The organism is Streptomyces sp. NPDC059851 (assembly GCF_042732005.1).
Classification (GTDB): domain Bacteria; phylum Actinomycetota; class Actinomycetes; order Streptomycetales; family Streptomycetaceae; genus Streptomyces.
The window spans coordinates 15,192-41,643 of the sequence record NZ_JBHWJJ010000010.1 but is presented as its reverse complement, the minus strand read 5'-3'; the positions used below and the strand labels follow the sequence as shown (position 1 = coordinate 41,643).

At 72.7% G+C, this 26,452-nt stretch carries 27 protein-coding genes and 1 pseudogene; 17 read left to right on the top strand and 11 right to left on the bottom strand.

Annotated elements, in window-relative coordinates:
- Positions 1-5: 5 nt before the first annotated feature.
- Together ACFV7Q_RS05205 and ACFV7Q_RS05200 are read right to left on the bottom strand one after the other, a co-directional pair.
- Positions 6-740: a 2OG-Fe dioxygenase family protein gene (locus tag ACFV7Q_RS05205; RefSeq protein WP_385423744.1), complete on the bottom strand. Its 735-nt coding sequence runs from the start codon at positions 738-740 to the stop codon at positions 6-8.
- A gap of 130 nt (positions 741-870) precedes the next feature.
- Positions 871-2,247: an aminotransferase class III-fold pyridoxal phosphate-dependent enzyme gene (locus tag ACFV7Q_RS05200; protein ID WP_385423743.1), complete on the bottom strand. Its 1,377-nt coding sequence runs from the start codon at positions 2,245-2,247 to the stop codon at positions 871-873.
- Positions 2,248-2,480: 233 nt separating this feature from the next.
- On the opposite strand from ACFV7Q_RS05200, the gene ACFV7Q_RS05195 reads away from it, so the two are divergent.
- Entirely contained in the window at positions 2,481-3,431 is a 951-nt protein-coding gene (locus tag ACFV7Q_RS05195) for a LuxR C-terminal-related transcriptional regulator (RefSeq protein ID WP_385423741.1), read from the top strand.
- Positions 3,432-3,496: 65 nt separating this feature from the next.
- Here ACFV7Q_RS05195 and ACFV7Q_RS05190 read toward each other — a convergent pair whose 3' ends face one another.
- From ACFV7Q_RS05190 to ACFV7Q_RS05150, 9 genes are all read right to left on the bottom strand, one after another.
- Complete coding sequence (locus ACFV7Q_RS05190) at positions 3,497-3,688, bottom strand: hypothetical protein (RefSeq protein ID WP_385423739.1); 192 nt, start codon at positions 3,686-3,688, stop codon at positions 3,497-3,499.
- A gap of 142 nt (positions 3,689-3,830) precedes the next feature.
- Positions 3,831-4,022 (bottom strand): (2Fe-2S)-binding protein, encoded by a 192-nt coding sequence (locus tag ACFV7Q_RS05185; protein ID WP_385423737.1) that lies wholly within the window; start codon positions 4,020-4,022, stop codon positions 3,831-3,833.
- Positions 4,009-4,683: an HAD family hydrolase gene (locus ACFV7Q_RS05180; RefSeq protein ID WP_385423735.1), complete on the bottom strand. Its 675-nt coding sequence runs from the start codon at positions 4,681-4,683 to the stop codon at positions 4,009-4,011. Before ACFV7Q_RS05180 ends, ACFV7Q_RS05185 begins: the two co-directional genes overlap by 14 nt.
- A complete protein-coding gene (locus ACFV7Q_RS05175) occupies positions 4,680-5,651 on the bottom strand; it encodes a nucleoside-diphosphate kinase (RefSeq protein ID WP_385423733.1) in 972 nt (323 codons plus the stop codon). Before ACFV7Q_RS05175 ends, ACFV7Q_RS05180 begins: the two co-directional genes overlap by 4 nt.
- Positions 5,648-6,448, bottom strand: coding sequence for a hypothetical protein (locus tag ACFV7Q_RS05170; RefSeq protein ID WP_385423731.1), 801 nt, complete (start codon positions 6,446-6,448; stop codon positions 5,648-5,650). The genes ACFV7Q_RS05175 and ACFV7Q_RS05170 overlap by 4 nt, the downstream gene beginning before the upstream one ends.
- Positions 6,445-7,191, bottom strand: coding sequence for an alpha/beta hydrolase (locus ACFV7Q_RS05165; RefSeq protein WP_385423729.1), 747 nt, complete (start codon positions 7,189-7,191; stop codon positions 6,445-6,447). Before ACFV7Q_RS05165 ends, ACFV7Q_RS05170 begins: the two co-directional genes overlap by 4 nt.
- The gene (locus tag ACFV7Q_RS05160; protein WP_385423727.1) at positions 7,188-7,919 is read right to left on the bottom strand and encodes a hypothetical protein; all 732 of its coding nucleotides are present in this window, start codon (positions 7,917-7,919) and stop codon (positions 7,188-7,190) included. The genes ACFV7Q_RS05165 and ACFV7Q_RS05160 overlap by 4 nt, the downstream gene beginning before the upstream one ends.
- Positions 7,919-8,602: a hypothetical protein gene (locus ACFV7Q_RS05155; protein WP_385423725.1), complete on the bottom strand. Its 684-nt coding sequence runs from the start codon at positions 8,600-8,602 to the stop codon at positions 7,919-7,921. Before ACFV7Q_RS05155 ends, ACFV7Q_RS05160 begins: the two co-directional genes overlap by 1 nt.
- 18 nt (positions 8,603-8,620) lie before the next feature.
- Positions 8,621-9,697: a hypothetical protein gene (locus ACFV7Q_RS05150; protein ID WP_385423723.1), complete on the bottom strand. Its 1,077-nt coding sequence runs from the start codon at positions 9,695-9,697 to the stop codon at positions 8,621-8,623.
- A gap of 501 nt (positions 9,698-10,198) precedes the next feature.
- On the opposite strand from ACFV7Q_RS05150, the gene asnB reads away from it, so the two are divergent.
- The 16 genes and pseudogenes from asnB to ACFV7Q_RS05070 form a co-directional block, all read left to right on the top strand.
- Complete coding sequence (gene asnB / locus ACFV7Q_RS05145; RefSeq protein WP_385423721.1) at positions 10,199-12,403, top strand: asparagine synthase (glutamine-hydrolyzing); 2,205 nt, start codon at positions 10,199-10,201, stop codon at positions 12,401-12,403.
- On the top strand, positions 12,403-13,203 hold the full coding sequence (locus tag ACFV7Q_RS05140; protein WP_385423718.1) for a type II CAAX prenyl endopeptidase Rce1 family protein: 801 nt from the start codon (positions 12,403-12,405) through the stop codon (positions 13,201-13,203). Before asnB ends, ACFV7Q_RS05140 begins: the two co-directional genes overlap by 1 nt.
- Entirely contained in the window at positions 13,200-13,979 is a 780-nt protein-coding gene (locus ACFV7Q_RS05135) for a nucleotidyltransferase domain-containing protein (protein WP_385423716.1), read from the top strand. Before ACFV7Q_RS05140 ends, ACFV7Q_RS05135 begins: the two co-directional genes overlap by 4 nt.
- Positions 13,980-13,982: 3 nt before the next feature.
- Complete coding sequence (locus ACFV7Q_RS05130) at positions 13,983-14,267, top strand: PqqD family protein (RefSeq protein WP_385423714.1); 285 nt, start codon at positions 13,983-13,985, stop codon at positions 14,265-14,267.
- Positions 14,268-14,270: 3 nt separating this feature from the next.
- Positions 14,271-15,074, top strand: coding sequence for an ABC transporter permease (locus ACFV7Q_RS05125; protein WP_385423712.1), 804 nt, complete (start codon positions 14,271-14,273; stop codon positions 15,072-15,074).
- Positions 15,075-15,076: 2 nt separating this feature from the next.
- Positions 15,077-16,087 (top strand): ABC transporter ATP-binding protein, encoded by a 1,011-nt coding sequence (locus ACFV7Q_RS05120; protein ID WP_385423710.1) that lies wholly within the window; start codon positions 15,077-15,079, stop codon positions 16,085-16,087.
- Positions 16,084-16,902 (top strand): ABC transporter permease, encoded by an 819-nt coding sequence (locus ACFV7Q_RS05115; protein WP_385423708.1) that lies wholly within the window; start codon positions 16,084-16,086, stop codon positions 16,900-16,902. Before ACFV7Q_RS05120 ends, ACFV7Q_RS05115 begins: the two co-directional genes overlap by 4 nt.
- 41 nt (positions 16,903-16,943) lie before the next feature.
- Entirely contained in the window at positions 16,944-18,011 is a 1,068-nt protein-coding gene (locus tag ACFV7Q_RS05110) for a diiron oxygenase (RefSeq protein WP_385423706.1), read from the top strand.
- Between the two features lie 33 nt (positions 18,012-18,044).
- Positions 18,045-18,737: a 2OG-Fe dioxygenase family protein gene (locus ACFV7Q_RS05105; protein ID WP_385423704.1), complete on the top strand. Its 693-nt coding sequence runs from the start codon at positions 18,045-18,047 to the stop codon at positions 18,735-18,737.
- A gap of 20 nt (positions 18,738-18,757) precedes the next feature.
- The gene (locus ACFV7Q_RS05100) at positions 18,758-19,828 is read left to right on the top strand and encodes an iron-containing redox enzyme family protein (RefSeq protein WP_385423702.1); all 1,071 of its coding nucleotides are present in this window, start codon (positions 18,758-18,760) and stop codon (positions 19,826-19,828) included.
- A gap of 9 nt (positions 19,829-19,837) precedes the next feature.
- Entirely contained in the window at positions 19,838-20,719 is an 882-nt protein-coding gene (dapF, locus tag ACFV7Q_RS05095) for a diaminopimelate epimerase (protein WP_385423700.1), read from the top strand.
- Positions 20,716-21,801, top strand: coding sequence for an aminotransferase class I/II-fold pyridoxal phosphate-dependent enzyme (locus tag ACFV7Q_RS05090; protein WP_385423698.1), 1,086 nt, complete (start codon positions 20,716-20,718; stop codon positions 21,799-21,801). The genes dapF and ACFV7Q_RS05090 overlap by 4 nt, the downstream gene beginning before the upstream one ends.
- Complete coding sequence (locus ACFV7Q_RS05085; protein ID WP_385423696.1) at positions 21,798-23,078, top strand: hypothetical protein; 1,281 nt, start codon at positions 21,798-21,800, stop codon at positions 23,076-23,078. The genes ACFV7Q_RS05090 and ACFV7Q_RS05085 overlap by 4 nt, the downstream gene beginning before the upstream one ends.
- A 4-nt stretch (positions 23,079-23,082) precedes the next feature.
- On the top strand, positions 23,083-24,507 hold the full coding sequence (locus ACFV7Q_RS05080) for an MFS transporter (RefSeq protein WP_385423694.1): 1,425 nt from the start codon (positions 23,083-23,085) through the stop codon (positions 24,505-24,507).
- Positions 24,504-25,265 carry a PIG-L deacetylase family protein gene (locus ACFV7Q_RS05075; protein WP_385423692.1) on the top strand — a complete coding sequence of 254 codons (762 nt, stop codon included), beginning with the start codon at positions 24,504-24,506 and terminating at the stop codon, positions 25,263-25,265. Before ACFV7Q_RS05080 ends, ACFV7Q_RS05075 begins: the two co-directional genes overlap by 4 nt.
- A 61-nt stretch (positions 25,266-25,326) precedes the next feature.
- Positions 25,327-26,205: pseudogene (locus ACFV7Q_RS05070) on the top strand (acetyl-CoA carboxylase biotin carboxylase subunit family protein); the annotation flags it as partial.
- Positions 26,206-26,452: the final 247 nt, after the last annotated feature.

Sequence of the window (26,452 nt, the reverse complement as noted above, 5' to 3'; positions counted from 1 at the left end):
CCGCATCAGGCTTCGGTCCGGGTGAACATGGCGATGAGGACGTCCCGGTGGCCCTCGCCGCCGGGGGTCTCGGGGGTGAGCGGGGTGACGCTGTGGAGCATCGTGCGGTCGTCCGCGAAGAGGAACTCGCCCGGCTCGGTGAGCAGCACCTCGGCGACGAGCTCACGGGACGTCGCCCCGTAGACGGAGCTGACCCCGCCCTCGACGCTGTTCCGGCGTACGAGGAGGGTCAGGACGAAGTCGACTCCGTCGCGGTGCAGGCCCTCGGGCGTCGGCCGGCCCTGTTCCCCGCCCTTGGCCAGGATCCGGTTCTGGAAGGTCTGGATGTGCCAGGTGCCGGGGCCGGCGGCGGCGAGGAGGGTCTCGGCACACCACTGGAAGACCGACCGCAGGACGGTGCCTTCGGCGACCTCCGGCTCGAAGGGTTCGAAGTGCCGGTCGATGCCGCCGTTGAGGTAGTTGACCTCCAACGACTGGGAGTACGGAACGTGCGGCAACTGCCTCAGGGCTGCGTCGGCCGTGCCGGTGGTGTCGTACGAGAACTCCGAGTAGCGGCGCTCGCGGTAGGTGCCGCCGTCGGCCATGTAACCGTCCTGGCCCAGTCGGTTCCAGCTGTCGGCGAACCGGTGCCACTCGGGGGTGGAGGTGAAGCCCGCGCCGAGTACCGAGGCGAGCGTGCTGTGGGTGCAGCCCTGTTCCTTCAGGGCGTCGGCGTGCGTGCCGGTGCGTACGTCGGTCATGTCTCTCTTTCTCTCGGGAAGGGTGCGATCGATGAGCTGGGCGCGCGTCACGGCCGGTGCGCGGCTGCGCCGGTGCGCGGGCACACGGGCGCGGGGGCGCGCGGTCGCGGCCGGTGCGGTGGCCGGTGGATCAGACCGCGTGGTTCCGGGCCCGGGACGCGAAGGTGCGCAGCACCTCGTCCAGGCCTTCGTGGATGAGCGCGAGGTCCGCTTCGCCGGTGGTCAGGGGCGGATGCAGGGCCAAGACGTCCTTGGCCATGCCGGTGCTGGCGAGGAGCAGGCCGGGGCGGCCGCTCGCGGCCCGGTCCGTGGCGATCGCCCGCAGTTCCGGGGCGTGCGGTCCGGCCAGCTCCAGTCGGGCGACGGCGCCCACGACCTGGACCGCGGCGATGACGGGGTGGTCGGCGGCGAGGGCCTCGGCCATCGTGGTCAGGCGGGCGGACAGCGCCGCGACCGCCTCCTCCCGGCCGTCCCAGGCCTCGTACCGGTCGAGCACCGTGTCCACGACGGCGAGGGACCACGGGTTCGCGGCGTAGGTGGAGGAGTGGGTGCCGGGCGGGAAGACGTCGGGGGCGGCGAGCGGCTCGCGGGCCCACACGCAGGAGAACGCGGAGAGGCCGTTGGTGAGCCCCTTGCTGGCCACGACGATGTCCGGCTCGATGCCGTGCAGCTGGAATCCCCACTCGGGGCCGGTGCGGTACATGCCGGTGAAGATCTCGTCGACGACGATGAGGGCGCCCAGGGAGCGGAAGTGGTCGACGAGGCGGCGCAGGTGGCCGCTGTCCGGCAGTGCCATGCCGCCGACGTTCAAGAGGGGTTCGAGGACGAAGGCGGCCAACGGGACGGGGGATCCTGCCGCCGGGATTCCGGTGACCGACTCCCGTCCCGGGCGGATCGCCGACTCGGCGCAGGCCGGGTTGCAGCCGGCCGCGGTGCGGTGCGGGCAGCGGCGGCAGTCGGGGTAGGGCAGTCGGATGACGTCGAGGGAGCCGCCGCCGAGCAGCTCCCGGTAGCGGGCGTCGGCGCTGAGCTGCGCGGTGTAGGGGCTGCGGCCGTGGTAGCTGCCCTGGAAGGTGACCACGGGCCCGTTCCCGCGGTTGGCGGCGACGATGCGCATGGCCAGTTCCATGCCCTGTGCTCCGCCGAGCTCGAAGGCCACCCGGCCCGCCGTGCCGGTCGCGGCCTCGAAGCGGTCGGCCAGGCGGCGGCCGACGCGCAACCGCAGGTCGGACTCGCAGAACGAGGGCAGCGTGGGGACGGCGGCGACGCGCCGGGCCGCCTCGGCGGCCAGCTCGGGGTCGAATCCCAGACCGGCCGTTCCGTTCGCCGCCTCGGCATCGAGGTAGACCCGCCCTTGGTCGTCGTGGAGCCGGACGCCCTCCGCACGCACGAAGACGGGGGCCGGATCCCATCGGTAGGTGAAGTCCCCGCCGGACAGGAAGGGCGGGACGGAAGCGTGGCGGGGGGAGGGGACAGGGGACGGCTGTGTGATGTGGGACATGGTCATCAGCCGAATCATTGTCCGGCCCGGTCGGGTGATCTATACCTGTCGGGGCCCGGAAGCTGCAATGCAACTTCCGGAAGCCTTGGCGATTTTCGATCGTCATTGGTACAGGGGGAAAGCACGGAGGCGAACAGATGCACCAAACACGCCTTGGTCAGGCAAAAGAGCCTGACCTGGAAGCCGATGGGGAGGAGCTTTATCGTCTGGCGGTCCGTCAGAACGTGTTGCGTCCGGCGGTGGCCAGCGAAGTGCTGGGATGGAGTGCAGCGCGCACGGCGGCGGCCGTGGACCGGCTGTGCAGGTACCGGTTGCTGGTGCCGCTCCAGGGGGACGACGGCAGCTTCGGGATCTCGACGCCGCGTGACGCGGTCTCCCACCTGCTGGCGCCGCTGAACAACCAGATCGAGACCCTGGAGCAGGAGGTCTCCGAGGTCCGCACGGAGTTCACGCGCTACCAACAGGTGTACGCGGACGCGGAGTACGGCCCGGACTACGGGCGGGAGTTCCGCACCTTCGTCGGCATCGAGGCCATCAACGCCGAGCTGGAGACGATGGCGGAACAGTGCCAGGAGGAGGTGCTGACCGCCCAGCCGGGCGGCGGCCGCAGCGCCGAGAGCCTGGCCGCCGCGTGGGAGTCCACGCAGGCCATGCTGGAGCGCGGGGTCCAGATGCGGACGGTGTACCAGCACTCCGCCCGCTTCAATCCGGCCACCCGCAAGTACGTGAACCGGGTGGTCCGGGCGGGCGGCGCCGTGCGCACGCTGGACGAGTTCTTCGAGAGGTTGATCATCTTCGACCGGAAGGTGGCGTTCATCCCGGCGCGCAGCGACCGGCAGATAGCGATCGCCGTGTACCAGCCGGCCGTCGTGGATTTCCTCGTCGGCGCCTTCGAGCGGGCCTGGATGTCCGCCGCGCCGTTCTCGGCGCAGAACAGGGCGCCCGAGGTGAAGCACATGCTGTCGGACATCCGGCTGTCCATCGTCAAGCTACTCGCGGAGGGGGAGACCGACGAGAGCATCGCCCGCCGGATGGGGGTGAGCGTGCGGACCTGTCGGACGCACATCTCCAAGATCTACGAGGAACTGGGCGCGCGGAGCCGCTGCGAACTGGGCGTTCTCATCGAGCGGTCCGGGCTGCTGGACTCACCCGGACCCGAGACCGCCGGAGCCGGGGCGCCCGCCCTCTGAGAGGGGTGGAGGTGAGGGGGACGCCGACGACGTGGAGTGTCGTCGGCGTCCCTGCACGGGGTGGGTCAGTCCCAGCGGATGTCCCCCGGCGCTCCGGGTGTCGACAACGCGGTCCCCATGACCGGTCCGGAAACCTCAGCGGAGACTCCGTCGGCCTGGACGCGGACCGGGGCCTGCTGCCCGGCCTGGGCTGCGCAGACCAGCGCGAGCGCCACGGTGGCGACGACGAGGGGCAGCCGGCGGGGGTACGAAGACATGAAGGGTCACTCCAGTGTGGCAAAGAACGTCTGGCTTGAAGTGCGCACTGTGCGGGTCCCCAACAGTCATGCATGAATGGTGAATTCGCCTAGGTCTTTTCGACTTCCTGTGGGTGCAGTGCAGCTAGCTGCATCCGCGCCCTCACGCCGCCTCGTTCCGTACGTCGTCGATCAGGTCCTCGATGTCCGGGGCGCAGTCGCCGCACCCGGTGTTGGCTCCGGTGGCCTCCCGTATCGCCGGCAGGTCGCGGTGGCCGACGCGGACGGCGGCGACCACCTCGCTCTCCGGCACGTGCATGCACAGACAGACCAGCGGATCGTCAACGAGCGGCACGGGCACCGAGTCCCTCCGCCCAGCGCACCACGACCGGCTCCGCGAGCGAGTCGGTGAGCAGGTCGTGGTCGAGGACGGCCCCGCTCAGCGACGGCACGGTCACCACGTACAGCCCGGCGGCCCGCGCGGCGGCGATACCGGTGGCCGAGTCCTCGAAGGCGACCGACCGGATCGGGTCCGCGCCGAGCGCGGCGCAGGCCGCGAGGTACAGGTCGGGGGCCGGCTTGGCCGATTCCACCTCGTCGGCGGCGAAGGACACCGGGAAGAACCCGGCGAGACCGGCCGAGTCGAGCGCGGTGTCGAGGAGTTCGCGCGGGCTGTTGCTGGCCACCGCCACCGGAACCGCCGCGGCGCACGCCTTGACCAGCTCCACCGCGCCGGGCAGCGGGTCGGCGCCCTTCGCGAGCTCCCTGCGGACCCCTTCGAGGAGTTCGGCCGCGAGCTCGTCACCCGCGCCGGGGCGGCCGAAGTAGTCGGCCATCGCCGCGCCGACGGCGGCCAGGGTGCGGCCGATCACGAGCGCCTTCTGCTCCGGTCCGAAGCCGTGGCCGTGCGCGGCGAAGATCTCCGTCTCGGCGCGCGTCCAGCACACCTCGGTGTCGACGAGCAGTCCGTCGCAGTCGAAGACCACGGCCTGTACGTCATCGGGGAACGGCTTCATCCGTTGTTCCTCCAGTCGGTTGCCGAGACGGTGGCCAGCAGCGGCGCCACGCCCGGCTCGTTGCACTCGATCCAGCCGGTCAGTACGGACAGTACGTCCCAACGCGCGGCGCCCCCGGGCAGCTCGGTGTCCTCCAGCGCCTCCAGCCAGAGGGCCACCCGCTGCGGCGTCGCGTGCAGGCGCGCCAGCTCGCCCCAGGTGTCCCCGCGGGCGGCGAGCCTGCGCAGGCTCTCGGTCAGGTCCAGGTCGTGCGCCGGGACCTCCCGCTCCAGCTCGGGCAGCAGGCTCCGCGCCGGGCACGGCCCGTCGGGCTGCGCCACGGTCGCGCCGAGCGCGGTCCGCAGCCAGGAGCTGCCCGTGCGGTAGCCGAACAGCCGCAGCTCCCGTACGACGTCGGCCGGTTCGTCAGCCGTGTGGACGAAGTTGAACAGTCCGTTCACGCGGCCGAACCTGGTCCGCAGGTCCCGGCCGTGGGCCGCCCCGGGGTCCGCGGATCCCTTCGCAGCGGTCAGCCGGACGCTCGCGGGCAGCCCCGGCTCGCGGCGGGTGTCGCGCAGCAGTACCAGCAGCGACGGGCCCGCGCCGAGGAGGTGGTCCACGACGGCGATGCGCTGCGCCGAGGCCGCGTTGAACTGGTAGCGCCAGATCTCGCGGGTCAGGAGCGGGTCGAAGCGCAGGGGGCGGGCCGCGATCGGCAGCCAGCCCTCCTCCGCCAGGATGTCGAGGATCAGGCCGCAGCGGCGGCCGGCGAAGGCATCCGGTTTGAGCACCACGAACGTCGTCGCGTACAGCCATGCCCGGTCGCCGGGCGACCGGAACAGGTCGAGCCCTTCGCGCGCGTAGGTGTCGAGGCGGTACGCCTCCCGCTTGCGGGGGTCGGAGCTGAGCGCGTCGAAGGCCCGGGGACCCACGGCGGAAGTCCGGGGGGACACGGCGGAGCGGGTCTCCTCATCGATGATCGTGGTCATTCCGCTTCCTCCACCATCCTCATTCCGCCGAGCGGCGTCTCGGTTCCGTCCAGTTCCACGACCCGGCTCCCGTCGCGGTGCGTACGGTCGGACACGCTCAGCCGGCCGTCCGCCAGGGCCCGCACGGTCCATTCCAGGCACGCCCGGTCACTGCGGTCCTTCTGCTCCAGCTCCTGCTGCCAGGCCCCCTCGACGGTGGCCGGCCGGCCGGCCGTCGGCACCGGGGGCCCCGTGCACAGCACCGGCCCACCGTCCTGGGTCCCGTCGACCAGGAAGCAGGAGGTCCGGGTGGACGTGTGCCCGAGTCCCATCGCCAGGCGCACCGGATCCTTGCCGACGAGCACCCGCCGGCCCTCCTCGTCGAGGACGCTGAGGTCACCGGGATGCTGGTTGATCATCCGACCGCGGTAGCGGTCCAACAACCGCCCCTCGATCCAACGGTGGTAGGCCAGCACGACCAGGTCGAGGTCGCCCTCGCGGCGCTCCCAGGCCCGGATCCGGTCGTCGAGCCCGTCGTGCCACGACCGGGCGAGCGCGCGGTAGCGTGCCTTCGCCGCGGGCCCTTCGGCCCGCGAGGCCAGGCCGCAGACCTCGTCGAAGTCACCGGTCCACGTCTCGACGCCCGCCTCCCGGGCGACGCCCAGCGCACCGGCCCGGGTGCCGTGCGAGGCGACCAGGGCGACCTGGAACCGTTCCGGCTCTCGCCTCTGGAGGCCGAGCAGGGTGGAGAGGTTGGCGCCGGTCGCGGAAACGAGGACGCCGATCCGCATCGGGCGCCCGCTCGTCGTACCCGTCATGCCGGGTCTCCCGCGGCCGGGACCGTACCCGTGAGCAGGCGCAGTACCGCGGCGCACGCCGGACGCCGGGGGTTGACCAGGTGCATGTGGCGGGCGCCCGCGAGCCGTACCTCGCGCGGGGGCGGGCCCTGGGCGCTCCACCGCTCCAGCTGGTGGGCGGACAGGGCGGCGGGTACCGCCTGGTCCTCTTCCGCAGTCACGACGGTGATGTCGGCCGCGTCGCCCGGGCCGAGGACCGGCGTCGCGTCCGCGTGGCTCCCGCCGCCCGCGAGATGGGCCGCGAGGAAGACGTCGACCGCGCCGTCGCCCACGCCCAGACGGGCCGCCTCGACGAGGTCCACGACCGGGGCCAGCAGCACCAGCCGCGCCCCCGTCCCGGCGCCCGCGACCGCACTCAGCAGCAGGTGCGCCCCGGCCGAGTGGCCGGCGAGGGTCGCCCCCGACCAGCGGGGGTCCCGCTCGGCGAGGAGCCGCAACGCGGCCCGGCAGTCCTCGGCCGCGCCGGGCCAGTGGCCGCCGTCCCAGGCGGGACGGTACTCCACGACCGCGACCCGGTGCCCGGCCGCGGCCAGTGCGCAGGCCAGCGGCTCCAGGTCCTGGGCCGTCCGGTCGTGCCGCCAGAAACCGCCGTGGACGAGCACGACCGGCGCCGGGGGGTCGGCCGGCTCCTCCAGCGGCCCGTACAGGTCGATCCGCTGCCAGGCGGAGGGTCCGTAGCGCAGGTGGCCGAAGACGGTGCTCACAGCACGCCGTGCGCGCGGAGGCGGGACAGCCAGTGGCGCAGCCGGTCGTCGGACATGCGGACTTCCGCCCGGCGCTCGGCGGTCTCGTCGGCGGCACCGTACCGGTACCAGACGTGCCCGTCCTCGCGGCGGATCATGAAGGCGCGCTGCTTGCGGGCGGGGCTCTGGATCATCAGGGAGATGGTCTCGGGCTCCGTGATGGTGGTGTGCAGCTGTTCGTGGTCGAGCGTGATGCAGCGGCCCACCGGCTCCTCGCGCACGAAGTGCGCCCAGAAGCGGGTGACGTCGGCCGTCTCGTCCAGCGGCTGGTCCGTCGCGTACAGCGTGTGCTGGTAGGCGCCGTGCAGGATGTACGCGGTGAAGCTGTACCGGTGGTTGTGGACCCGTTCGTACTGGTCGGTGTTGGCCAGCCGCAGGCGGATGCGCAGGCCCTTCTCCTGGTCGTCCCAGATCACGATCTTGTCGTCCAGCGCGTGGCACTCGAACTTCTCGCGCAGCACGGGGTCCGCGACGGCCCGCGCCAGCAGGGCGCGCAGGAGCGCCCGGTCGTCGCCGATGCGGCGTGCGACGGCCTGCGTGATCTCCGCGGCGGCTTCCAGGTCGTCCCAGCGCACCGTGGGCAGTGAAGCCATGAAGGCCTCGGCCGCCACGACATCGCCGGCCACGGGCGGCTCCAGGAGGTCGGAGTACGCCGGGTACAGCAGGTCATCGCCCGGTCGGGTCGCCATCACAGCACCTCCATGGCGCGCAGCCGGCTGGTGAGGTCGTCGAAGTACGCCTTGCTGATCCGCTTGCTGCCGCGGCGCGAGGCCTTCTCCTTGTCCTCGCCGAACCGCCACCAGACCCGTCCGGTCTCGCGCTCGGTGATGATCGAGCGCTCCTTCTCGACGGGGCCGCGCAGGAACAGCGACACGGTGTCGGGGGTCGTGTACGTGGTGTGGATCTCGCTGTGGTGCAGGGTGTAGCAGTTGCCCGCCTGCTCGTGCGTGACGAAGCGGGGCACCACCTTCATGTCGGTGGGGACGGCGTCGAAGTCGTCCTGGGCGCCCGCGGGGACGGCGTCCTCGTCGAACCGGCCGGTGAGCTCGTGCCGCACGTGCTTGTACTGGCCGCGCACGATCAGCGAGGTGAAGGAGAACCGGTGGTCGTGCGGCCGGTCCCGGTGGTCCTCCGTGGACACGTGGACCCGGATGCGGAAGCCCCGGTCGAGGGCGTCGTAGACCACCAGCTTGTCGAGCAGCCGGTGGTGCTCACACTTGTCGAAGAGGTCCTCCTCCTCGCGGGCGCGTTCGAGCAGCTGGGTGAGCGCCGCCTTGTCCTCACTGAGCGCGGTGAGGATCTCCTTCGTCTGGGCGCGGGCCCTGGGCAGGTCCGACCAGTCCACGACCAGGCGGTCGAGTTCATCGAGCATCTGTGACTCCTTGAGTGGTTACGCGGCGGAGACGCGCAGATCCGCGCCGACGGAGAGGCCGAACACCCGGTGCGCGGTACCGGCGACGAGGGCGTGGACTTCCTCGTCCGACAGACCCTGCGCGCGGGCGTTCGCCATCTGGCGGGCCAGCGGGACCGATCCGGCGGCGACGACGCCGGCGTCCTGGTACCAGAGCCCGTTGTCCGCGGTCTGGTGCAGGTCCTGGCCGCCCAGGCGGGCGGAGTCACATCGGTCGGTCATCATCATCGAGTTCTCGACGCCCATCAGCTGGACCGCGCGGGCCGCGATGGCCAGGTCCACGTGCTCGCCGTCGAAGTTGATGCAGGCGGCGATGCGGCCGGCCGCGGCCTGTCGCATGATCGCCGCGGGCACGGGGCCGGCGATGTCGGCCATGCCCTGGAGCGTCCAGTTCGGCAGGTCGTACGAGGCGATGAGCGCGTCGCGTTCCTTGCGCGCCCGGGTCGTGCGGAACGCATGACGGATCGTCAGGGGCATGTCGTTGAACAGGTGGTCCGTGACCACCCGGACGCCCTGGCCGGACCAGTCCGACTGCCAGGCGAGGTCCACGATCTCGTCGACCTGCGCCGCGCTGCGCGCCGGATCGGCACGGGTGAAGTGCCCCAGCGCCGGGCGGATGCCGTGGGCCATGAGGAGCGGCACCAGCCAGGCGAAGCCGGTCTCGCGGGCGCCGGGCGCATCGTGGAGTTCGGAGGCGGGCGAGAAGGCGTCCGGCGACAGCACGGTGTACTTCAGCCCGAACTCACCGAGGGCGGCCAGGCGTTCCCACTCCCCGCGGGTCGGCGCCCACACGGTGGGGGCGGGGGTGCCGCCATGGCTGGCGAGCAGCGGCCCTTCGAGGGCGATGCCGGCGATGTGCCGCAGGCCGCCCTCGCGCCGCATGCGGTCGTAGTCGCGTACGAACGCCTCGAACTCCGCAAGCTGCGCGCGGTGCAGGTACATCGTGGGCAGGCTCAGGACTCCCTCACGGGCACACCACGCGTCGAGCCGCACCAGGTCGACCTTGGTGAAGTCGGAGAAATCGACGTCGCCGAACCCGTGGCAGTGGACTTCCACCGGTGGCAACCGGTCCTGAAAGTCAGCCGGGGTCGACCATGGCGTGCCTTCTACAGGGGATTTCACGAGCACAACTCCCAATCGATAAGTGGCCCTGTACCGATTGTGGGCGCCGTCCCCGGTGGCGACCACCCAGTACGTAGGTCATCAACCTGCATTGCAGCTTGATGAAGGAGCGCATCCGGGAATCTTCCGCCTAATGTCGTCTCAGCAGGCCGACGGGGTCCCGGTGAACGGGTCCCGAAGGCCAGCAATTCCCCAAGGGAAAGGAGGTGATTTCACATGAAGAAGTACATCAAGCCCTCCGCCAAGAAGGTCGGTTTCGGTACCGTCCTGAGCGTCTCCCCGTGATGACGCTAGAGCCGGGACCCCCGCTCCTCCGGGAGCGGGCGTCCCGGCCCTTCCTATTCCCCCTTCTTCACCCGGCTCGTCACCCGGCTCTTCACCGGATCGGTGCCGGACCCCGTACCGGCACGAGACAAGAATTCAGGTGAGGTGGATATGTGCGGCCTGGCCGGACTGGCCCGTACCGACGGGCGGATGCTCCCCGCGGACGCGGACGACCTGCTCCGCCGCATGGCCCACGCCGTGGCGCACCGCGGTCCGGACGAACGGGAACTGCTGAGGTCCGGCCCGGTGGGGCTGGCCTTCACCCGACTTTCCCTGGTCGACCCGGCCGCCGGCAGCCAGCCCCTGCACAGCCCTGACGGCAGCGTGGTGCTCATCGCCAACGGCGAGGTGTACAACCACCGCGAACTCGCCGCGGGCCTGCCGTCCGGCGTGCGGATGCGCACCGGCTCGGACTGCGAGGTCCTGGTCCACCTGTACCAGGAGAAGGGGCTGCGGTTCCTGGACGACGTGCGCGGCATGTTCGCCGTCGTCCTCTGGGACAAGGCCCGTAACAAAATCGTCTTCGCGCGCGACCGGTTCGGCGTGAAGCCGCTCTTCTACCACCAGGACCGCGAGCGCCTCATCTTCGGTTCCGAAATCAAGGCGCTCTTCCAGGACCCGTCCTGCCCGCGGGAGGTCGACTGGAGCGGGGCCCTGGCCGATCAAGCGCTGAACGGCGCACCCGATCTCGTGGACGGCGCCCCCAACACCTGGTTCCACGGAATTGAGCTGGTGCCGGCCGGGACCATCGTCAGCTTCGACCTGCGCGACGGCCGTTCGGAATCCCACCGCTACTGGTCGTTCCCGGATCTCGGCGATTTCCGCGACGACCTGTCCGCCGATGAATTCATCGCCCACTACCGGGAACTCCTCGCCGAATCGGTCCGCGAATGCGAGACCTCGGACGTGGAGCTCGGCCTGTTCCTCAGCGGCGGCGTCGACTCCGCCGCCGTCGCCGCGCTCAGCACCATCCGCCCCCGTACCTTCACCGCGCTCAACGGCAGCACGCTCGTCAACGGCGACTCCGAGCACGGGCACCGGGCCGCGGCGCTCCTCGGCCTCGACAACCACCAGGTCGTCTTCGACACCCGGCGGGTTCCCTCCGCCGAGGAGTGGAAGGACCTGCTCTGGCTGTTGGAGAGCCCGCAGTGCAGCCCCGAGGTGTTCTACAAGCGGGAGCTCTACCGCTACGTCAAGAGCGAGTTCCCCGAGATCAAGGGCATGCTGCTGGGCGGCGGCAGCGACGAGTTCAACGGCGGCTACTCCGTGACCGCCGCCGGGGGCGGCGACTGGGGGGGCTTCCTGGCCAACCTCGACGAGATGGCGCTGCGCGACCACCGCCACCGCGCGCGCGGCACCGCCGCCTGGTGGGAGCAGTCCGCCGCACACCCCCTGGTACGGCCGCACGTGCTGCGCGACGGCGCCCCCGCCGACGACGCGTACCACCGCTTCTGGCGCTGGAAGTACCGCGACATCCAGCAGTACAACTGCTGGCACGAGGACCGCACCGCGGCCGGCAGCGGCATCGAGGCCCGGGTGCCGTTCCTCGACCACCGGCTGGTGGAGCTGGCCGCCTCCGTCCCGCCCGCCCTACGGCCCCGGCTGATCTGGGACAAGCGGATCCTGCGCGACGGACTCGGCGACGTCCTGCCGCGCGAGTACGCCGACCGGCCCAAGGTGCCGTTCTTCTACGGCGACGGCGTCCACCACACGTACCGCGCCTTCGCCGCCATGCTCGCCGCGAACGGGGACGCCCTGCTGGAGGAGGCCCTGTCGGGCGCCCGCGCCAAGGAGTACATCGACGCGGACAACGCCCGCGCCACCCTGCGCGCCCTCCAGGACGACCCGACCTCCGGCCACGTCGAGTTCCTCCTGCGGGTCGTCAACCTCGGCCTGCTGGACCAGATGGCCGAGCAGCCGCCCGCCGCCCCCGTGGACGCGCGCCCCGCCGCCGTGCCCACCGCACTGACCGTGACCGACTGGGACGCCGAGCGGCACGCCATCGAGGCACACGTGCTGAACCGGGCGGAGCGCCACGGCGGCCTGGTGCCCGCGCTGCACGACTCGGTGCTGCTGCTGTCGGAGCCCAACGACCCCGACGTGCGCTACGTGCTGGTGAACGGCGAGATCCAGTACGTCGTCGACGCGGCGGACACCCCCTCGTGGGTGCGGATGCTCGACGCCATCGACGGAGAGCACACCGTCGACGAACTGCTGGCCGCCCTCGGCTGTGCGCTCTCCGAGGTCGCGGACCCCCTGTTCGAGTCGGCCGACCTGGGCGTCATCACCCTGTCCGAGCCGGCGGCAGACGCCTGATGGTGGCCGCCACCCCGGCCGCGGAGCGGTCCACCTCAGCCACCCCGCCCTTCCCCCGGGTCTTCGACTGGGCGCGGTGGCCCCTGTCCCGGGGCCGGCTGGCGGCCGCGGCCTGCGTGCTCGCCTTCGCGGTCGCGCTGGCCGGCACGGGCGGCTCCGCCCGGGTGGTGGCCGTACTCCTGGTGGCCGAGACGCTGCTGCTGTGCCTGCCCTGGCGACTGCCCCGGACCACCCGATCCGTCGCCGGGTTCTGGACCGAGACCCTGTGCGGGCTGATCGCCCCGCTCGGGGCCGTCGCCGTGGCCTGGTGGACCGACGCCGCCTGGTGGGGGCAGAGCGCCGACTGGTGGTGGTACGCGGCGGGCGGCGCGCTCGGCGCCGCACTGATCTGGGCCAGCGGTATGAACCTGCGCGCCCTGGCCACCGGTGAGCTGGCGTTCCTCGCCGGACCCACGCGCCCCGGCCACGGGTACGCCCGGGCCACGGCGACGCTCGTCGGCCCGGCCGGCGAGGAGGCGCTGTTCCGCGGTGTCGTGCTGACCACCGCCGCGGGCACGGCCGCCCCCCTCGGCCTGCTGGCGGCAGCGGCGTTCGTGGCCCGCCACCACGTCCCGCCCGGCGCCAACGGCCGCGACTCGACGCGCGCCATGGGTGTGGAGATCGGCTCGGCGGCGGCCCTGCTGGCCCTCACCGCAGCCTCGCAATCGCTCTACCCCGCCCTGCTGGCCCACCTCCTCAACAACATTCCCCCCGCGGTGCTCCAGTTCCAGTGCGCTCGCTCCGGAAGGCCGACCCCATGAGTTTCGACTTCACCCGATGCCTCGACGAGGTGGCGCGCCACGGCCTGCTGCCCGCGGACCACCGTTCGGCCTTCGTCGTCGGCTCGCTCGCCCGCGGCTGGGCCAACCCCTCCAGCGACGTCGACATCTACGTCGTCACCGACGAGGCCTGGGCGGGCGCCGCCTCCGGGTCCCTGCAGCTCCCGCTGACCCGCCCCGACGTGCCCACCGCGCACTTCCCCGGGGACGGCCGGCGCTGGGAGCTGAAGTACTGGACCGACGCCCAGATCGGGGAGGTCCTCGACAAGGTCTCCTGGGCCGAGTTCGACACCGGCCGCTCCATCGGCCAGATCGTCACCCGCGACGAGGAACAGCTCCTGGAGCGACTGCTCGCCTGCCGTCCGCTGTCCGGCGAGGACTGGGTCCGGGAGCGGCGGCGGCAGATCGAGGAGTCGGCGTTCCGCGCCGTCGTCGTCACGTACTGCCTGACCAACGCCGACGACTTCGTCGAGGACGCGCTCGGCCAGCTGGCGGTCGACGACGTGGACAGTGCCGTCCTCTCGGTCCGGCAGGCCTTCGGACACGCCGTGGACGCCCTGCTCGCCTCCCACGGCGAGGTCGGCCGGCTGGTCAAGTGGCGTGCCCGGCGCATGGCCGCGGCCCGTCCCGAGGCGCTCCCGTACGAGCGGTACTGGGCCGTCGAGACCATGCGCGACTTCGACCCCGCCACCGCCCGCCCGTGGGTCGAGGACGTGATCACCCTGTGCAAGAGCCTTTCCATGGAAGTGGAGATCTGAGCGATGACGACCACGCCCGCAGCCGACGCCGTACCCCGGCCCACGCCCGAGACCCGGTTCCGCAAGTTCCGCGGCAAGCTGCTCGCGGCCAACGGCCCCCATGCCCTGGAGCTCTCCGAGTCCGCGGCCTTCATCCTCCAGAACGTCGACGGCAGCCGCTCGGCCGGCCGGATCGGCGAACTGCTCGCCGCCGAGTACGGCATCGGGACCGAGGAGGCCACCGCCGACGTCCTCGAACTCCTCGCCGAACTCGCCGAGGCGGACATCATCGACATGGGGAGCGCCTGACCCGTGTCCGTCGTCCTCGCCACCTTCTGGCGCATGTGGGCCCTGACCCGGCGCGCCTACCCCTGGACGTACTTCACGTCGACCGTGCTCACGGGCGCCCTCACCATCGTCCTGGCCTTCCTCGCCCATCGGGCGGTGGGCGGTGGCGAGGTCGACTCCGGCTTCACCTCGGCCACGGGTTCGTCCGACTACGTCGGTTACGTCGCAGTCGGCGCCATCACCTACACCTTCGCCGTGCGCATGCTGCTGTGGACCGCCAAGGCCCTGATCACGGAGGAGCGGGAAGGCACCATCGCGGCGCTCGTCGTGGCGCCCGCGGCCCGGATGCCGTACCTGCTCGGCTTCGGGGCGTTCGCGGTCCTCAGCACGCTCGCCGAGACGGGCGCCCTGTCCGTCGTCGCCGCGCTGCTGGGCGTGACGCTGCCCGTACCGCACGCGGCCGGGCTGGCCCTGTCCCTGCTGGTGTTCACGCTCGCGCTGTTCGCGATGTCCCTCGTCCTGTCGGCCGTGATGCTCTTCGCGGGCGAGGCCCACATCTCGCAGAACACCCTGTTCCTCGGCATGGGGCTGCTGTGCGGCTTCACCTTCCCCCGCGCGTACCTGCCCGAACCCGCGCAGTGGCTCGCCGAGCTCCTCCCGGTCACCGCCTCGCTCGACGGCCTGCGCGCGGCGCTCTCCGGGGACTTCGACTACGCCACCGCACTGCCCCGGCTGGGCGTCGCCGCCGTGGTCAGCGCCTGCTACCTCGCCCTGGGCCGGTGGCTGCTCCCCCGCGCGGAGCAGCGTGCTCTCGAAAGGACCTTCTGACCGTGACCCAAGGAATCGTCGTCCGGGACCTGCGCAAGACGTTCGCCGTACGCGAGCGGATGTTCGGCCCCCGCACCCTGAAGACGGCTGTGGACGGCCTCTCGTTCACCGTGCCGCGCGGCCGGGTCACCGGGTTCCTCGGCCTCAACGGCGCGGGCAAGACCACCACCATCAAGATCCTTTCCACGCTGCTGCGGCCCACCTCCGGTTCGGTGACCGTGGACGGTTTGTCGACGGTGTCCGACGCCCGCGCCGTACGCCGCCGGATCAACCTCATCGCGGGCGGTGAGCGCATGGTCTACGCGCGCATGACCGGCCGCGAGAACCTGCGCTACTTCGGCGTCCTCTACGGGGTCCCCGAGCCGGTGCTGCGCGAGCGCGCCGAGGAACTGCTCGGTGTCGTCGGCCTGGCGGACGCCGCGGACACCGTCGTGGAGCGCTACTCGCGCGGCATGACGCAGCGCCTCGCGATCGCCCGCGGCCTGATCAACGACCCCGACTACCTGCTGCTGGACGAGCCCACCCTCGGTCTCGACGCCCCCATCGCCCGGGACCTGCGCAAGGTCGTCGCGCGGCTGGCAGCCGACGGCAAGGGGGTCCTGCTCACCTCCCACTACCTCGCCGAGGTGGAGGAGCTGTGCGAGCACGTCCACGTCGTCTCCAAGGGCCGGATGCTCGCCGAGGGCAGCCCCGCCACGATCACTTCGGCCACCGGCTGCCACGGCACCGTGACCGTGACCGTCCCGAACCCGTCGGCCGCCGTCCAGACGGCCATCGCCGACTTCGCGACCCGGGTGGACGCCCGGGTCTCCGGTCGGTCCATGGAGGACGGCGCCCTCAGCATCACCCTGCGCCACCCCGACGACATCGCGGGCCCGCTGGTCACCGAAATCGTGGCGGCGGGCGGAACCGTCGCCGGCCTCTCCGTGGGCACTCCCTCGCTGGAGGACGCCATCCTCGCCCTCGGGAACTCCACCGCGGCGCCGGCAGCCGCCCAGGGAGTACCGGCATGAGGACCATGGCCCGGATCGGCGCCGCCGAAATCCTCAAGCAGCACCGCAGGATGAGCGGCAGCAACCTGGTGTTCTTCTCCATGCTGCTGTGGCCGCTGCTCCAGCTCCTCACCACCTACTACACGGTGCGGCCGGTCGTGGGCGGCGCGGCGGGCTCTAAGTGGTCGGCCGCCGCCGACCCCCAGCAGCTCCTCGCGTTCCTGGCGACGGGTGCGCTCGGCTTCTCCTTCTTCTTCGCGCTCGTCCAGTCCGCCTGGCACTTCTCCTTCGAGCGGCAGACCGGAACGCTGGAGCTGCTGTTCCTGTCGCCCGTCCCGCGCCTGGTCATGGTCGTCGCCAACGGCTTCGGCGCCCTGCTGCAGAACGCCTGGCTGTTCCTCTGCTTCAGCCTGACGCTCTTCCTGGTGACCGACGTCGTCAAGCCGGCGCATCCGGGGATGTTCCTCGTGGCGTTCCTGGCCCTGCTCCTACCGGCCGTGGCCTGGGGCGCCTTCCTCAACAGCCTGCTGATCTTCTCCCGCGACTCGGCCTTCCTCTTCACGATCTTCGACGACCCCATGGCGTTCGCGTCGGGGGCCCGCATCCCCGTGACCGCCCTGCCCGGCTGGATCGCCGCGATCGGCACCGCCCTGCCGCTGACCGGCAGCCTCAAGGTCGTCCGCGGCGCACTGCTGGAGGGCAAGGGCTTCACCGACCTCGCGGGGACGCTGGGCGGCCTCGCCGCCGTCACCGTGGCGCTGCTGCTCCTCGCCTCACTGATGCTCCGCCTCGGCGAGCGGCGCGCCCAGCGCACGGGCCAGCTCCGGCTCTTCTGAACCGCGATCCGACACCACGACGAACGATTGGGAACCACGCGATGTGCGGGATAGTCGGGCTCTTCGTTGGATGCTCCGCCCTCGCCTACTGCCCCCGCAAGGCACTCACCGCCCCCGCCGCCCCCACGGGCGGGGCGGACGGGGCCGCCGAGGAGGGGACCCGCGGCGCCGGAGCGGCGGAGGACACCACGTACACCAGCCCCTTCGGGCGCTGGTGGGAGCGGTCCTCCGTACGCCAGGCGCCACGGCGGACGCTCGACGAGCCCTCCTCGGAGGCCGTCCGCTACTTCTCCCCCGACCTCGTGCCCGTCGCACGGCACCCGCTCATCGCGAAGCTGCGGCCCGAGCTCTTCGACCAGGTCCTGATCCAGCACCTGTACCGGTACCTCGACTTCACCGCCAAGCTGGAAACACTGGTGGTCAACCGCACCGTCCTCGGCATCGCGGGCGGCTCCGTCGGGGTCGAGCTGCCCGAGGAGATGCGCTTCGACGCGTACAAGATCTACTGCGACGAGGCGTACCACGCGCTGTTCTCGGTGGACCTGATGCGCCAGGTCCGCGACCGGACCGGAATCGCACCGCGGCTGCCGCGGCAGCCGTACTTCCTGAAGCGGCTGGAGGAGATCCAGGCGACGCTCGCACCGGAGTACCGGGCCCTGGCGGAGCTCATCTTCGTCACGGTGTCGGAGACCCTGATCTCGGCCAGCCTCGCCGAGATCCCGGTGGACGACGGGGTGATGCCCGCCGTCCGCGAAACGATCCGCGACCACGCCGTGGACGAGGGCCGCCACCACGCCTACTTCGCGACGTTCCTGAAGTACCTGTGGGCCGGCCTGGACCGCACCGAGCGCAGGACGGCCGCACTGCTCGCTCCGCGCCTCGTCGACGCGTTCCTGCGGCCCGACACCGACGCCATCCGCGAGGAGCTGCTCGGGTACGGGCTCTCCCACGACTCCGCCGAGCAGGTCCTGGCAGAGGTCTACGACGAGTGCACCGTCGCCGCCCACACCCGGCTGACCGCAAAGCGGACCCTGCACTACTTCACTTCGCTGGACGTCCTCGACGACCCCGAGGTGGCGCAGGAGTTCCGCACGTACGGCCTGCTCTGACACCGACCCCTCCCCCACCGAAAGGACATCTCCATGGCGCTCGGCCCCGAGGGGTTCTCCGTCATCGACCTCCCCGAAACCGCCCCCGGCGTGGTGGCGAGCTACGACGACCTCCCGGTCGACGCCCACATGGGCCACGGAACCCGGTCCAAGCGGTTCTCCCAGTACCGCCTCGCCCACACCCCGGAAAGCGGCTGGGCCTTCGAGCTGCTCCCGCACCGTGACTACACCGCGTTCAAGAAGTTCAACGCCGTCGGCGGCGGGATGCGCCGTGCCTACGAGCCCGTAGCCGTCGACTTCACACCCCTGATCGCGGCGGGCCTCGACACGCTCGGCCTCGACCCGGACGAGACCTGGCAGCTCAACCTGCACCAGAACCGCACCCGCGCCGAACCCGGCCGCCCCGGCCCGCTGACCCCCGAGGGGGTCCACCACGACGGGCACGAGTTCGTGATGATCGGCGTACTGCGCCGGGAAGGCGTCGGCGGCGGCGAGACCCGGCTGTGGAAGCCGGGCGCCGACCGGCCGTTCTGGACGGGCACGCTCCAGCCCGGCCAGGCGGTCCTGTTGGACGACCGGGCCCTCGCGCACGACGTCACCGACGTCGTCGCCGCCACCGGAGCACCGGGCCACCGCGACATCTTCATCGTCGCGTTCTCCCGCTGGAGCGAGAAGTGGTACGGCGACGAACACGACGCGGCCGCGCTCGCCCAGGACGACGACTGACGGGAACAGGTACCCCTCGCATGCGCACGAACCCGAAGCCCTCCCTGGACCACGGCCTGCCCTCCACCCTGCGCGCCCTCGCGGACCTCGGCGCCGCGGACCTGGACGGGCTCAACGACGACTACTCCTTCCGCGGCGACCTCGCCGCGCGCTGCCGGACCTTGACCGAACGCGCGTACGGGCGGGGCGAACGCGCCGCGCTGGAGGAGGTGCACACCGCCCTGGCACTGGTCCACGACGCGGAGTTCTCCGCCGCCACCCTCGACGAGGTCGACCACGAGCGGCAGCCCATCCTCCGGGACGTCGCCGCGCTGCTGGAGCGGGCCGTGCTCGGCCACGAGCTGACCCGCATATCCGAGGACGACGTCACCGGCCACCCCACCACCGGGCCGGAGTACGTCCGCTGGCTGAAGGCACTGGTCAGCGAGCACCCCGCCGGTTGGCACCCCCTCTACCACAGCCACCTGGCCCAGGCCGGGACCCGCGAGGACCTGCGCCTGCTCCTCGCCCAGGAGACCAGCCTCGACCCGCGGTTCGACGACATCCTCGCCTTCCTCCAGATCGGCCGGTCCGGCGGGGAGAAGCTGGAGATCGCCGCGAACTACTGGGACGAGATGGGCAACGGGGACCCCACCCTGGTGCACTCCGCGCTGTTCGCCCGGGTACTGGACTCGATCGGCGCCGACCCCGCGTACATCCGCGACTCCTTCCTGCTGGAGGCCGGGATCTGCGGGAACATCTCGGCGGCGCTCGCCCTGTCCCGCCGCCACTACTACAAGGCGGTCGGCTACTTCGGCGTCACCGAATACCTGGCCCCCCGGCGGTTCCGCTGCGTGGTCGACGCCTGGCGCCGCCACGACCTGGACGAAGACGGCATCGTCTACCACGACCTGCACATCGGCGTCGACGCCCAGCACGCGGCGGGCTGGTTCAAGAACGTGGTGCACCCGCTGCTGCACGCCGACCAGCGCGCCGGCCGCGAGATCGCTCTCGGCGCGCTGATCCGGCTCAACACCTCGGCGGACTACCTCGACGCCCTCCTGGAGCGCATGCCCGCCCTCCCGGCCGTCCCGGCCACCGCCGCGGTCTGAGGGCGCCCCGTGTACGACTTCACCAAGTACGAGGCGCTGGGCAACGACTACGTCGTCATCGACCCCGGGCACACGGCCTTCGAACCCACCCCGGAACTGGTCCGGCAGGTGTGCGACCGGCACTTCGGGCTCGGCGCCGACGGCGTCCTGTACGGGCCGTTGCCCGCCGCGGACGGCTACCGCCTGCGGACGTTCAACGCGGACGGCACCGAGTGCGAGAAGAGCGGCAACGGACTGCGGATCTTCGCCCAGTACCTGCGCGACGCCGGGTACACCGACGCCGACGCGTTCGTCCTGCACACCTCGGCCGGGCCCGCGCCCGTACGGATCCTCGACCCGGCGGCGGGCACCGTCGGCGTCGACCTCGGACCGGCGACCCTGGACAGCCTCGCCGTCGGTGCGACGGGGCCCCGCCGCACGATGCTGCGGGAGCCGCTGACCGCCGCCGACGCCGCCTGGACGGCCACCTGCGTGCACCTCGGCAACCCGCACTGCGTCATCGAACCCGGGGCGGCCGCCGTCGACGAGGCCCTCGCCCGCCGGCTGGGCCCCGCCGTACGCGACCACGAACTGTTCCCGCACAGGATCAACCTCGAACTGCTGGACGTCGTGGACCACGACCGGATCCGCATCGAGGTCTTCGAACGCGGAGCCGGATACACGCTGGCCTCCGGCAGCAGCGCGTGCGCGGCCGCCGTCGCCGCGCACGCGCTCGGCCTGACCGGTCCTCGGGTCACCGTGGAGATGCCCGGCGGGACGGTCGCCGTCGGGATCGACGGGGACGGGCGGGTCTCCCTCACCGGCGAGGTCCGTGCCGTCCTCCAGGGCCACTGGGCACCCCGGCTGTCACGGCGGCTGGCCGGCCCCCGGCCCGTGGAGGGGGCCGCGTGACGATCGCCTCCGCCACGTACCCGATGCGCCGCTGGGTCTTCGAGGACGCCAAGGGCCGGTACGACATCAACCTCGGCGACAGCAACACGGCCTGTGGCAGCGTCCGCGACCTCACCCTTCCGGCCGACCTGGTGCTGGACTACGGCAGCGACCGCGGCGGCGCCGACCTGCGCGCCGTCGTCGCCCGGAGGTACGGGCGGGACGCGGACGAGGTCGGCATCACCCACGGCGCCCAGGAGGCGCTCTACCTCCTGTACCGGGTGCTGCTCCGCCCCGGCGACCACGTCGTGGTCTTCGCGCCCGGTTGGCAGCAGGCGTGGAACGTCCCGACCGCGCTCGGCTGCCGCGTCGACGTCGTCGGCGCGACGCCGGACGGCCGGCCCGACGTGGCGCGGGCCGCCACCCTGGTCGGGCCCCGAACCCGGGCCGTGATCCTCAACTCGCCCTGCAACCCCACCGGGCGGCGCGCCGTCGACCTCGACGCCTCCGGGCTGACCGCGGCCATGCGTCGCCACGGGACCCACCTGGTGCTCGACGAGGAGTACGTCGTCGACCTCGCCGCCGACTCCCTGCTCGGCCGTTACGAGCGGGCGGTCTCCGTCTCCAGCGTGTCCAAGGTCTACGGGTTCCCCGGGCTCAGGACGGGCTGGATGTGCGGGCCCGCCGACCTGGTGCGCACGGCCGTGGAACACAAGCACCTCACGACCATCTCCAACTCCGTCCTCACCGAGCGACTGGCCGCGGACGTCCTGGAACGGCCCGGACCCCACCTGGACCGCTACCGGCGGCTCACCTCGCGGGGCCTCGCCCTGCTGCGCGCCTGGGCGGCCCGGCACGCGGACCGCGTCCGGCTGCTGGAGCCGGAGGGGACACCGTTCGCCTGGCTGGAGCTGGCCGGGGAGGACGGTTCCCTGGACTTCTGCCGCCGGGTGCTCCGGGACGGCCGGGTGCTGCTGATGCCCGCCGAAGTGTTCGGCGCCGAGCGGGGGCTGCGGATCACGTTCGCCCGCGAGGAACCCGTCCTGCGGGAGGGGCTGGAGCGGATCGGGACCCTCCTCGACGGCGGGCGGGCCGCCGGGTGATCGTTCCCGCCCCGCCGGCGGCCGGCGCGGCCGCACTGCTCGACGGCGTCCACGGCGCCGACGGGCGCTGGCGGCCCCTGGCACCGCTGCTGCTGAACCGCGCCGATCACGCCCGCCTCGGCCGGCTGACCGTACGGGCCGCACGACTCGTGCTCGCCGCCTGCCGCCGGCGCGCCCGTACGGCGGGAGAGCTGCTGGCCGCGCTCGGCGCGCCGACGGCGCACTACCCGCTCCTGGACCACGAACAGCCCCTGGACGAGGGTCTGCTGACGTCGATCCGCCCCGACGTCCTGACGGAGCGCGGGGTTCCGAGGTTCGTGGAGCTCAACGTCGACGGGGCGCTGGGCGGGGTGCAGCAGGCGGATCTGATCGCCGCCCGTTTCCTGCGCCACCACGGGGCCCGGCCCGGGCTGAGCGCCCCACCGTCGGCGGTGGCGGCCAGGACGCGCGCCGTCCGCGCCTTCCTGGGGCCGCGGGCCACGGCCGCCGGCGCCGCCTCGGTCGTGTACCCGCACTTCGAGGTGGGGGTGCTGCCCGCGCTGGAGGACCCCGAGCGGTTCGCGCGGTGGCTCGCGCCGGTCTTCCGGCACGCCCGCGACCACGGCATGAACATGTTCACCCACCCGCTGGACGGACTGACGGCCGACCGGCACGACCGACTCCTGGCCGGCGACCGGCCCGTCGACGCGGTGTTCCGGCCCTTCGTCAGCCACGGCCAGCCCGCCGGGGGCGGGCTGACCGCACTGGCCCGGGCCCTCGCGGCAGGCACCGTACGGATGTTCACGCCGGAGGCCACCATGCTGCTGACCAACAAGCGGACACTGGCCTGGCTCTGGGAGGACCTGCCCGAACTGGACGGGACCGAGCGGGAGTTCGTCCACGCCCACATTCCCCGGACGGTGCCCCTGGAGCACTCCGCAGCCCTCACCCGGCACACCGACTGGGTCCTCAAGCCCGCCGACGGCTTCGGCGGCTCCGGCGTGGTCGTCGGCGCGGCGCTCTCCCCCGAGCAGTGGCACCGGGCGCTGGAGCGGGCCGGCCGACAGGCCCCGCACGTCCTGCAACAACGCGTCGAACCCGACCTGATCCCGATGCGCTTCGCGGACGCGGAGACCGGCCGGACGGCCGAGGCCGAGGTCGCCTGCGTGCTCGGCCCGTTCCTGTACGGGTCGCAGCCCTCCGGCGTCCTGGTCCGGCACGGCACCCCCTCGTCCGGGCCGGTGCTCGGCGCGCACCACGGCGCGGTCATGAACTCCGTCCTGCTGACGGGGAAGTAGCGCGGTGGCCCCCGCACCCACCGCCGCGCCCCCGGCGGGCAGCGGCGCCGGCATCGGCCGCCGCTTCGGACTCTTCCGGATCGCCGTCCTCGCCTCCGGTCTCGCGGACGGCGTCTACCTCGTCTCCGTCCCGCTGCTCGCCCTGTCCCTCACCGGCTCACCGCTCGCCGTCGCCGCCGTCGGCGTCGCCCTGCGCGCGCCCTGGCTGCTGATGACGCTGCCCGCGGGCGTGGTCGTCGACCGGCTGCCGCCGCTGCGGCTGCTGCGGCGGGCGTCCGCCGCCCGGCTCCCGCTGGTCGTGGCCCTGGGCGTGCTCGCCTGGTGCGGGCTGCTGCCCGTATGGGCACTGGCGGGAGGCGCCTTCCTCGTCGGGGTCTGCGGCACCTTCGTCGACCTCGCCGCGCAATCACTGGTGCCGCGCCTGGTGGACCGCGCGCAGCTGCCTCGCGCCAACGCCCGGCTCCAGACCGGCCAACTCCTGACGGCGCAGTTCGCGGGGCCCGCGCTGGGCGGCCTGCTCGCGGCCGTACCGGGCACCGGGATGGGCCTCGCCGCCGCGCTGTACGCGACCACGCTGGCCGGCCTCGAAGTGCTCCACCGGAGGCGGGCCGCCGAGCTCCCCGAGCGCGGCCACGCGCCCGTGCCCGACACCGCGCCCGTGCCCGACACCGCCGCCGCACCCGTCGCCTCCGACGCCGCCACCGGATCCGCGCCGGGGCCCGCACCCGCGCCGGGGCCCGCACCCGCGCCGGGGCCCGCGCCCGCGCGGGGGCGGTCGATGCGGCGCGAGCTGCGCGAGGGCGCGGCGCACCTGCGCCGGCGCCGCGACCTGCTGGGCCTCGCCGCGGTGGCCGCGTCCGGCAACCTGGCCTTCGCGGCCGTCACCACGATGCTGCCGCTGTGGGTCGTGGCTCCCGGACGGCTGGGCCTGCCGGAGTCGGCCATGGGCTTCGTCGCGGCCGCTCCGGCCGTCGGCGGGCTGCTCGCGGGCACGGCTGCTGCCCGGCTGCTGCAACGCTTCGGGGCCCGCCGCGTCCTGATGTGCTGCGCGCCCGCCGCGGGCCTGTGCCACGCGACGGTCGCGGTGCCGAGCGTCGTCGCCGCGCTCGCCGCAATGGCCTGCTACGGCGCGCTGAGCGTGCAGTTGAACGTCACGAGCATGTCGTACCGGCAGTCCAGCATCCCGGTGGCGCTCTTCGGCCGGGTCAACGCCCTCTACCGGTGGCTGATCCTCGGCGTCTCCCCCTTCGGCGCCCTCCTCGGCGGCATCGTCGCCGACCGGTCGGGGACGGCCGCGGTGTTCCTCGGCGCGGGTGCGGTCTGCCTCATCACCGGCACCGCGTTGCCCGCCCTCCTGTTCCGCCCGCCGGTCGTTCCTCCTCCGGCCCCCGTTCCCACCCGTCCCTCCACTCACAAGGAATCCCCGTGACCGAACAGCTCCTGGACATGCCGACGGACTGGACCAAGGCCCTGGCCATCGTCGCCCACCCCGACGACGTCGAGTACGCGGCCGGGTCCGCCGTCGCCACCTGGACCGACCAGGGCAAGGAGGTCGTCTACCTGATGGCCAGCCGCGGCGAGTGCGGCATCGACGGCATGGACACCGAAACGGCCAGGTCCGTCCGCGAGGAGGAGCAGCGTGCCGCAGCGGCCGTCGCCGGGGTCACCACCGTGGAGTTCCTGGACCACCCGGACGGTCTGATCGAGGCCGGGCCCGCGCTGCGCCGGGACCTCGCCCACGCGGTCCGCCGGCACCGCCCGGAACTGGTGATCACCCTCAACCACCACGACCACTGGCGGGGCGTCTCCTGGAACACCCCCGACCACCGCGTCGTGGGCCGGGCCGCGCTGGACGCCCCCGCCGACGCGGCCAACCGCCACCTCTTCCCGCACGAAGGCCTGGAGCCGTGGGAAGGCGTGCGCTGGCAGGCCGTCGCCAACTCCCCGTACCCGACGCACGCCGTGGACGTGACCTGGGCGGTGGAGCGCGGGGTCAAGACGGTCCTCGCCCACACCGCCTACCTGGAGGCCCTGACCGACGAGGAGCCCGAGGCCTACGTACGGGGATTCCTGGGCCGGAACCTCGCGGCGGCCGGCGCACGGTACGGGGGCCGGCCGGCCGTCGCGTTCGAGGTGTTCCACCGGGACCCGTACCGCAAGCGCGACGGCGTGGTCCACTACCGCTGAGCGGACGCGCCACATCCCGCGGCACCCGCCCGTCCACCGTCCCACACCAGGAGTTCCGTTCGTGCACATCGCATTCGTCGACGCCAATCCCCCGGCCCTGCAGGCGATCCGGCTCGCGAAGGCCGCCGGCCACCGGGTCACGTTCGTCCAGCCGGTCCTGACGCAGTACGCGGTCAGCGGCGAGAACCTGCGCACGGTCCGGTCGGCGGACCGCCTGGTCGACGGGGTCGACACCACGGACCCCGAGGTGGTGTCGCAGGTCCTCGCCGCCGTGCACGCCGAGGACCCCATCGACGTGGCGATGACGTTCCAGGAACTGGCGGCCGAGGCCGTGGCCACCGCCTGCCGGGAGCTGGGGCTGCGCGGCACCTCCCCGGAGGCCGTGTTCACCGCCCGCCGCAAGGACCGCTGCCGGGCCGCGCTGGAGGAGGCCGGGCTGGCCTCGGCCCGCTACGCCCTCGCTGCGGACGCGGCCGCGGTGACGGCGGCCGCAGCCCGGATCGGCTACCCGGTGGTGCTGAAGCCGCCGTCCGGCAGCGCCAGCCTGCTGTGCCACGTGGCGCACGACCCCGAGCAGGCCGCGCGGGCGGCCGCCGACGTCCTGGCCGGTCAGGACGCGGTTCCGGACCACTGGCGCGCCCAGTTCGCCCGGGGCGTGCTCGTGGAGGAACTCCTGACCGGGAAGCTCGTGTCCGTCGAGATCGGCGCCCGGGACGGGGACTTCTTCCCGTTCTGCGTCTCCGGCCGCTTCCGCAGCCCGGACGACGAGGTGGTCGAGCTGGGCTCCTGCATCCCGGCGGACCTCACGGCCGCTGAGACGGACGCCTGCATCGCGTACGCGCAGGACGTCTGCCGGGCCATCGGCGCGGACCTCGGCGTCTTCCACCTGGAGATCATGGTGACCGGCCGGGGCCCCGTCCTGGTCGAGTTCAACCCGCGCGTCATGGGCGGCGGCCTCCCGAGCGCCTACCGGCACTCCTCCGGACAGGACATCTACGCCGCCCTGCTGCGGCTGTTGGAGGGCGCGTCGGTACCGGTGCCCGCCCCGGGCGCCCTCGCCGGGTGCACGGCCGTCTTCACGGTCACCGTCCACGACGGCGGGACGCTGCCCGGCGACGCCTCCCTCGACCCGCTGCACGGGGCCCCGGACGTGCTGGAGGTCATCGGCTTCGACGCGTACCGGACGG

Coding starts and splice junctions, on each gene's coding strand:
- ACFV7Q_RS05205 (WP_385423744.1), bottom strand. CDS start 740: ATGACCGACGTACGCACCGGCACGCACGCCGACGCCCTGAAGGAACAG.
- ACFV7Q_RS05200 (WP_385423743.1), bottom strand. CDS start 2,247: ATGACCATGTCCCACATCACACAGCCGTCCCCTGTCCCCTCCCCCCGC.
- ACFV7Q_RS05190 (WP_385423739.1), bottom strand. CDS start 3,688: ATGTCTTCGTACCCCCGCCGGCTGCCCCTCGTCGTCGCCACCGTGGCG.
- ACFV7Q_RS05180 (WP_385423735.1), bottom strand. CDS start 4,683: ATGAAGCCGTTCCCCGATGACGTACAGGCCGTGGTCTTCGACTGCGAC.
- ACFV7Q_RS05175 (WP_385423733.1), bottom strand. CDS start 5,651: ATGACCACGATCATCGATGAGGAGACCCGCTCCGCCGTGTCCCCCCGG.
- ACFV7Q_RS05170 (WP_385423731.1), bottom strand. CDS start 6,448: ATGACGGGTACGACGAGCGGGCGCCCGATGCGGATCGGCGTCCTCGTT.
- ACFV7Q_RS05160 (WP_385423727.1), bottom strand. CDS start 7,919: ATGGCGACCCGACCGGGCGATGACCTGCTGTACCCGGCGTACTCCGAC.
- ACFV7Q_RS05155 (WP_385423725.1), bottom strand. CDS start 8,602: ATGCTCGATGAACTCGACCGCCTGGTCGTGGACTGGTCGGACCTGCCC.
- asnB (WP_385423721.1), top strand. CDS start 10,199: ATGTGCGGCCTGGCCGGACTGGCCCGTACCGACGGGCGGATGCTCCCC.
- ACFV7Q_RS05140 (WP_385423718.1), top strand. CDS start 12,403: ATGGTGGCCGCCACCCCGGCCGCGGAGCGGTCCACCTCAGCCACCCCG.
- ACFV7Q_RS05135 (WP_385423716.1), top strand. CDS start 13,200: ATGAGTTTCGACTTCACCCGATGCCTCGACGAGGTGGCGCGCCACGGC.
- ACFV7Q_RS05130 (WP_385423714.1), top strand. CDS start 13,983: ATGACGACCACGCCCGCAGCCGACGCCGTACCCCGGCCCACGCCCGAG.
- ACFV7Q_RS05115 (WP_385423708.1), top strand. CDS start 16,084: ATGAGGACCATGGCCCGGATCGGCGCCGCCGAAATCCTCAAGCAGCAC.
- ACFV7Q_RS05110 (WP_385423706.1), top strand. CDS start 16,944: ATGTGCGGGATAGTCGGGCTCTTCGTTGGATGCTCCGCCCTCGCCTAC.
- ACFV7Q_RS05105 (WP_385423704.1), top strand. CDS start 18,045: ATGGCGCTCGGCCCCGAGGGGTTCTCCGTCATCGACCTCCCCGAAACC.
- ACFV7Q_RS05100 (WP_385423702.1), top strand. CDS start 18,758: ATGCGCACGAACCCGAAGCCCTCCCTGGACCACGGCCTGCCCTCCACC.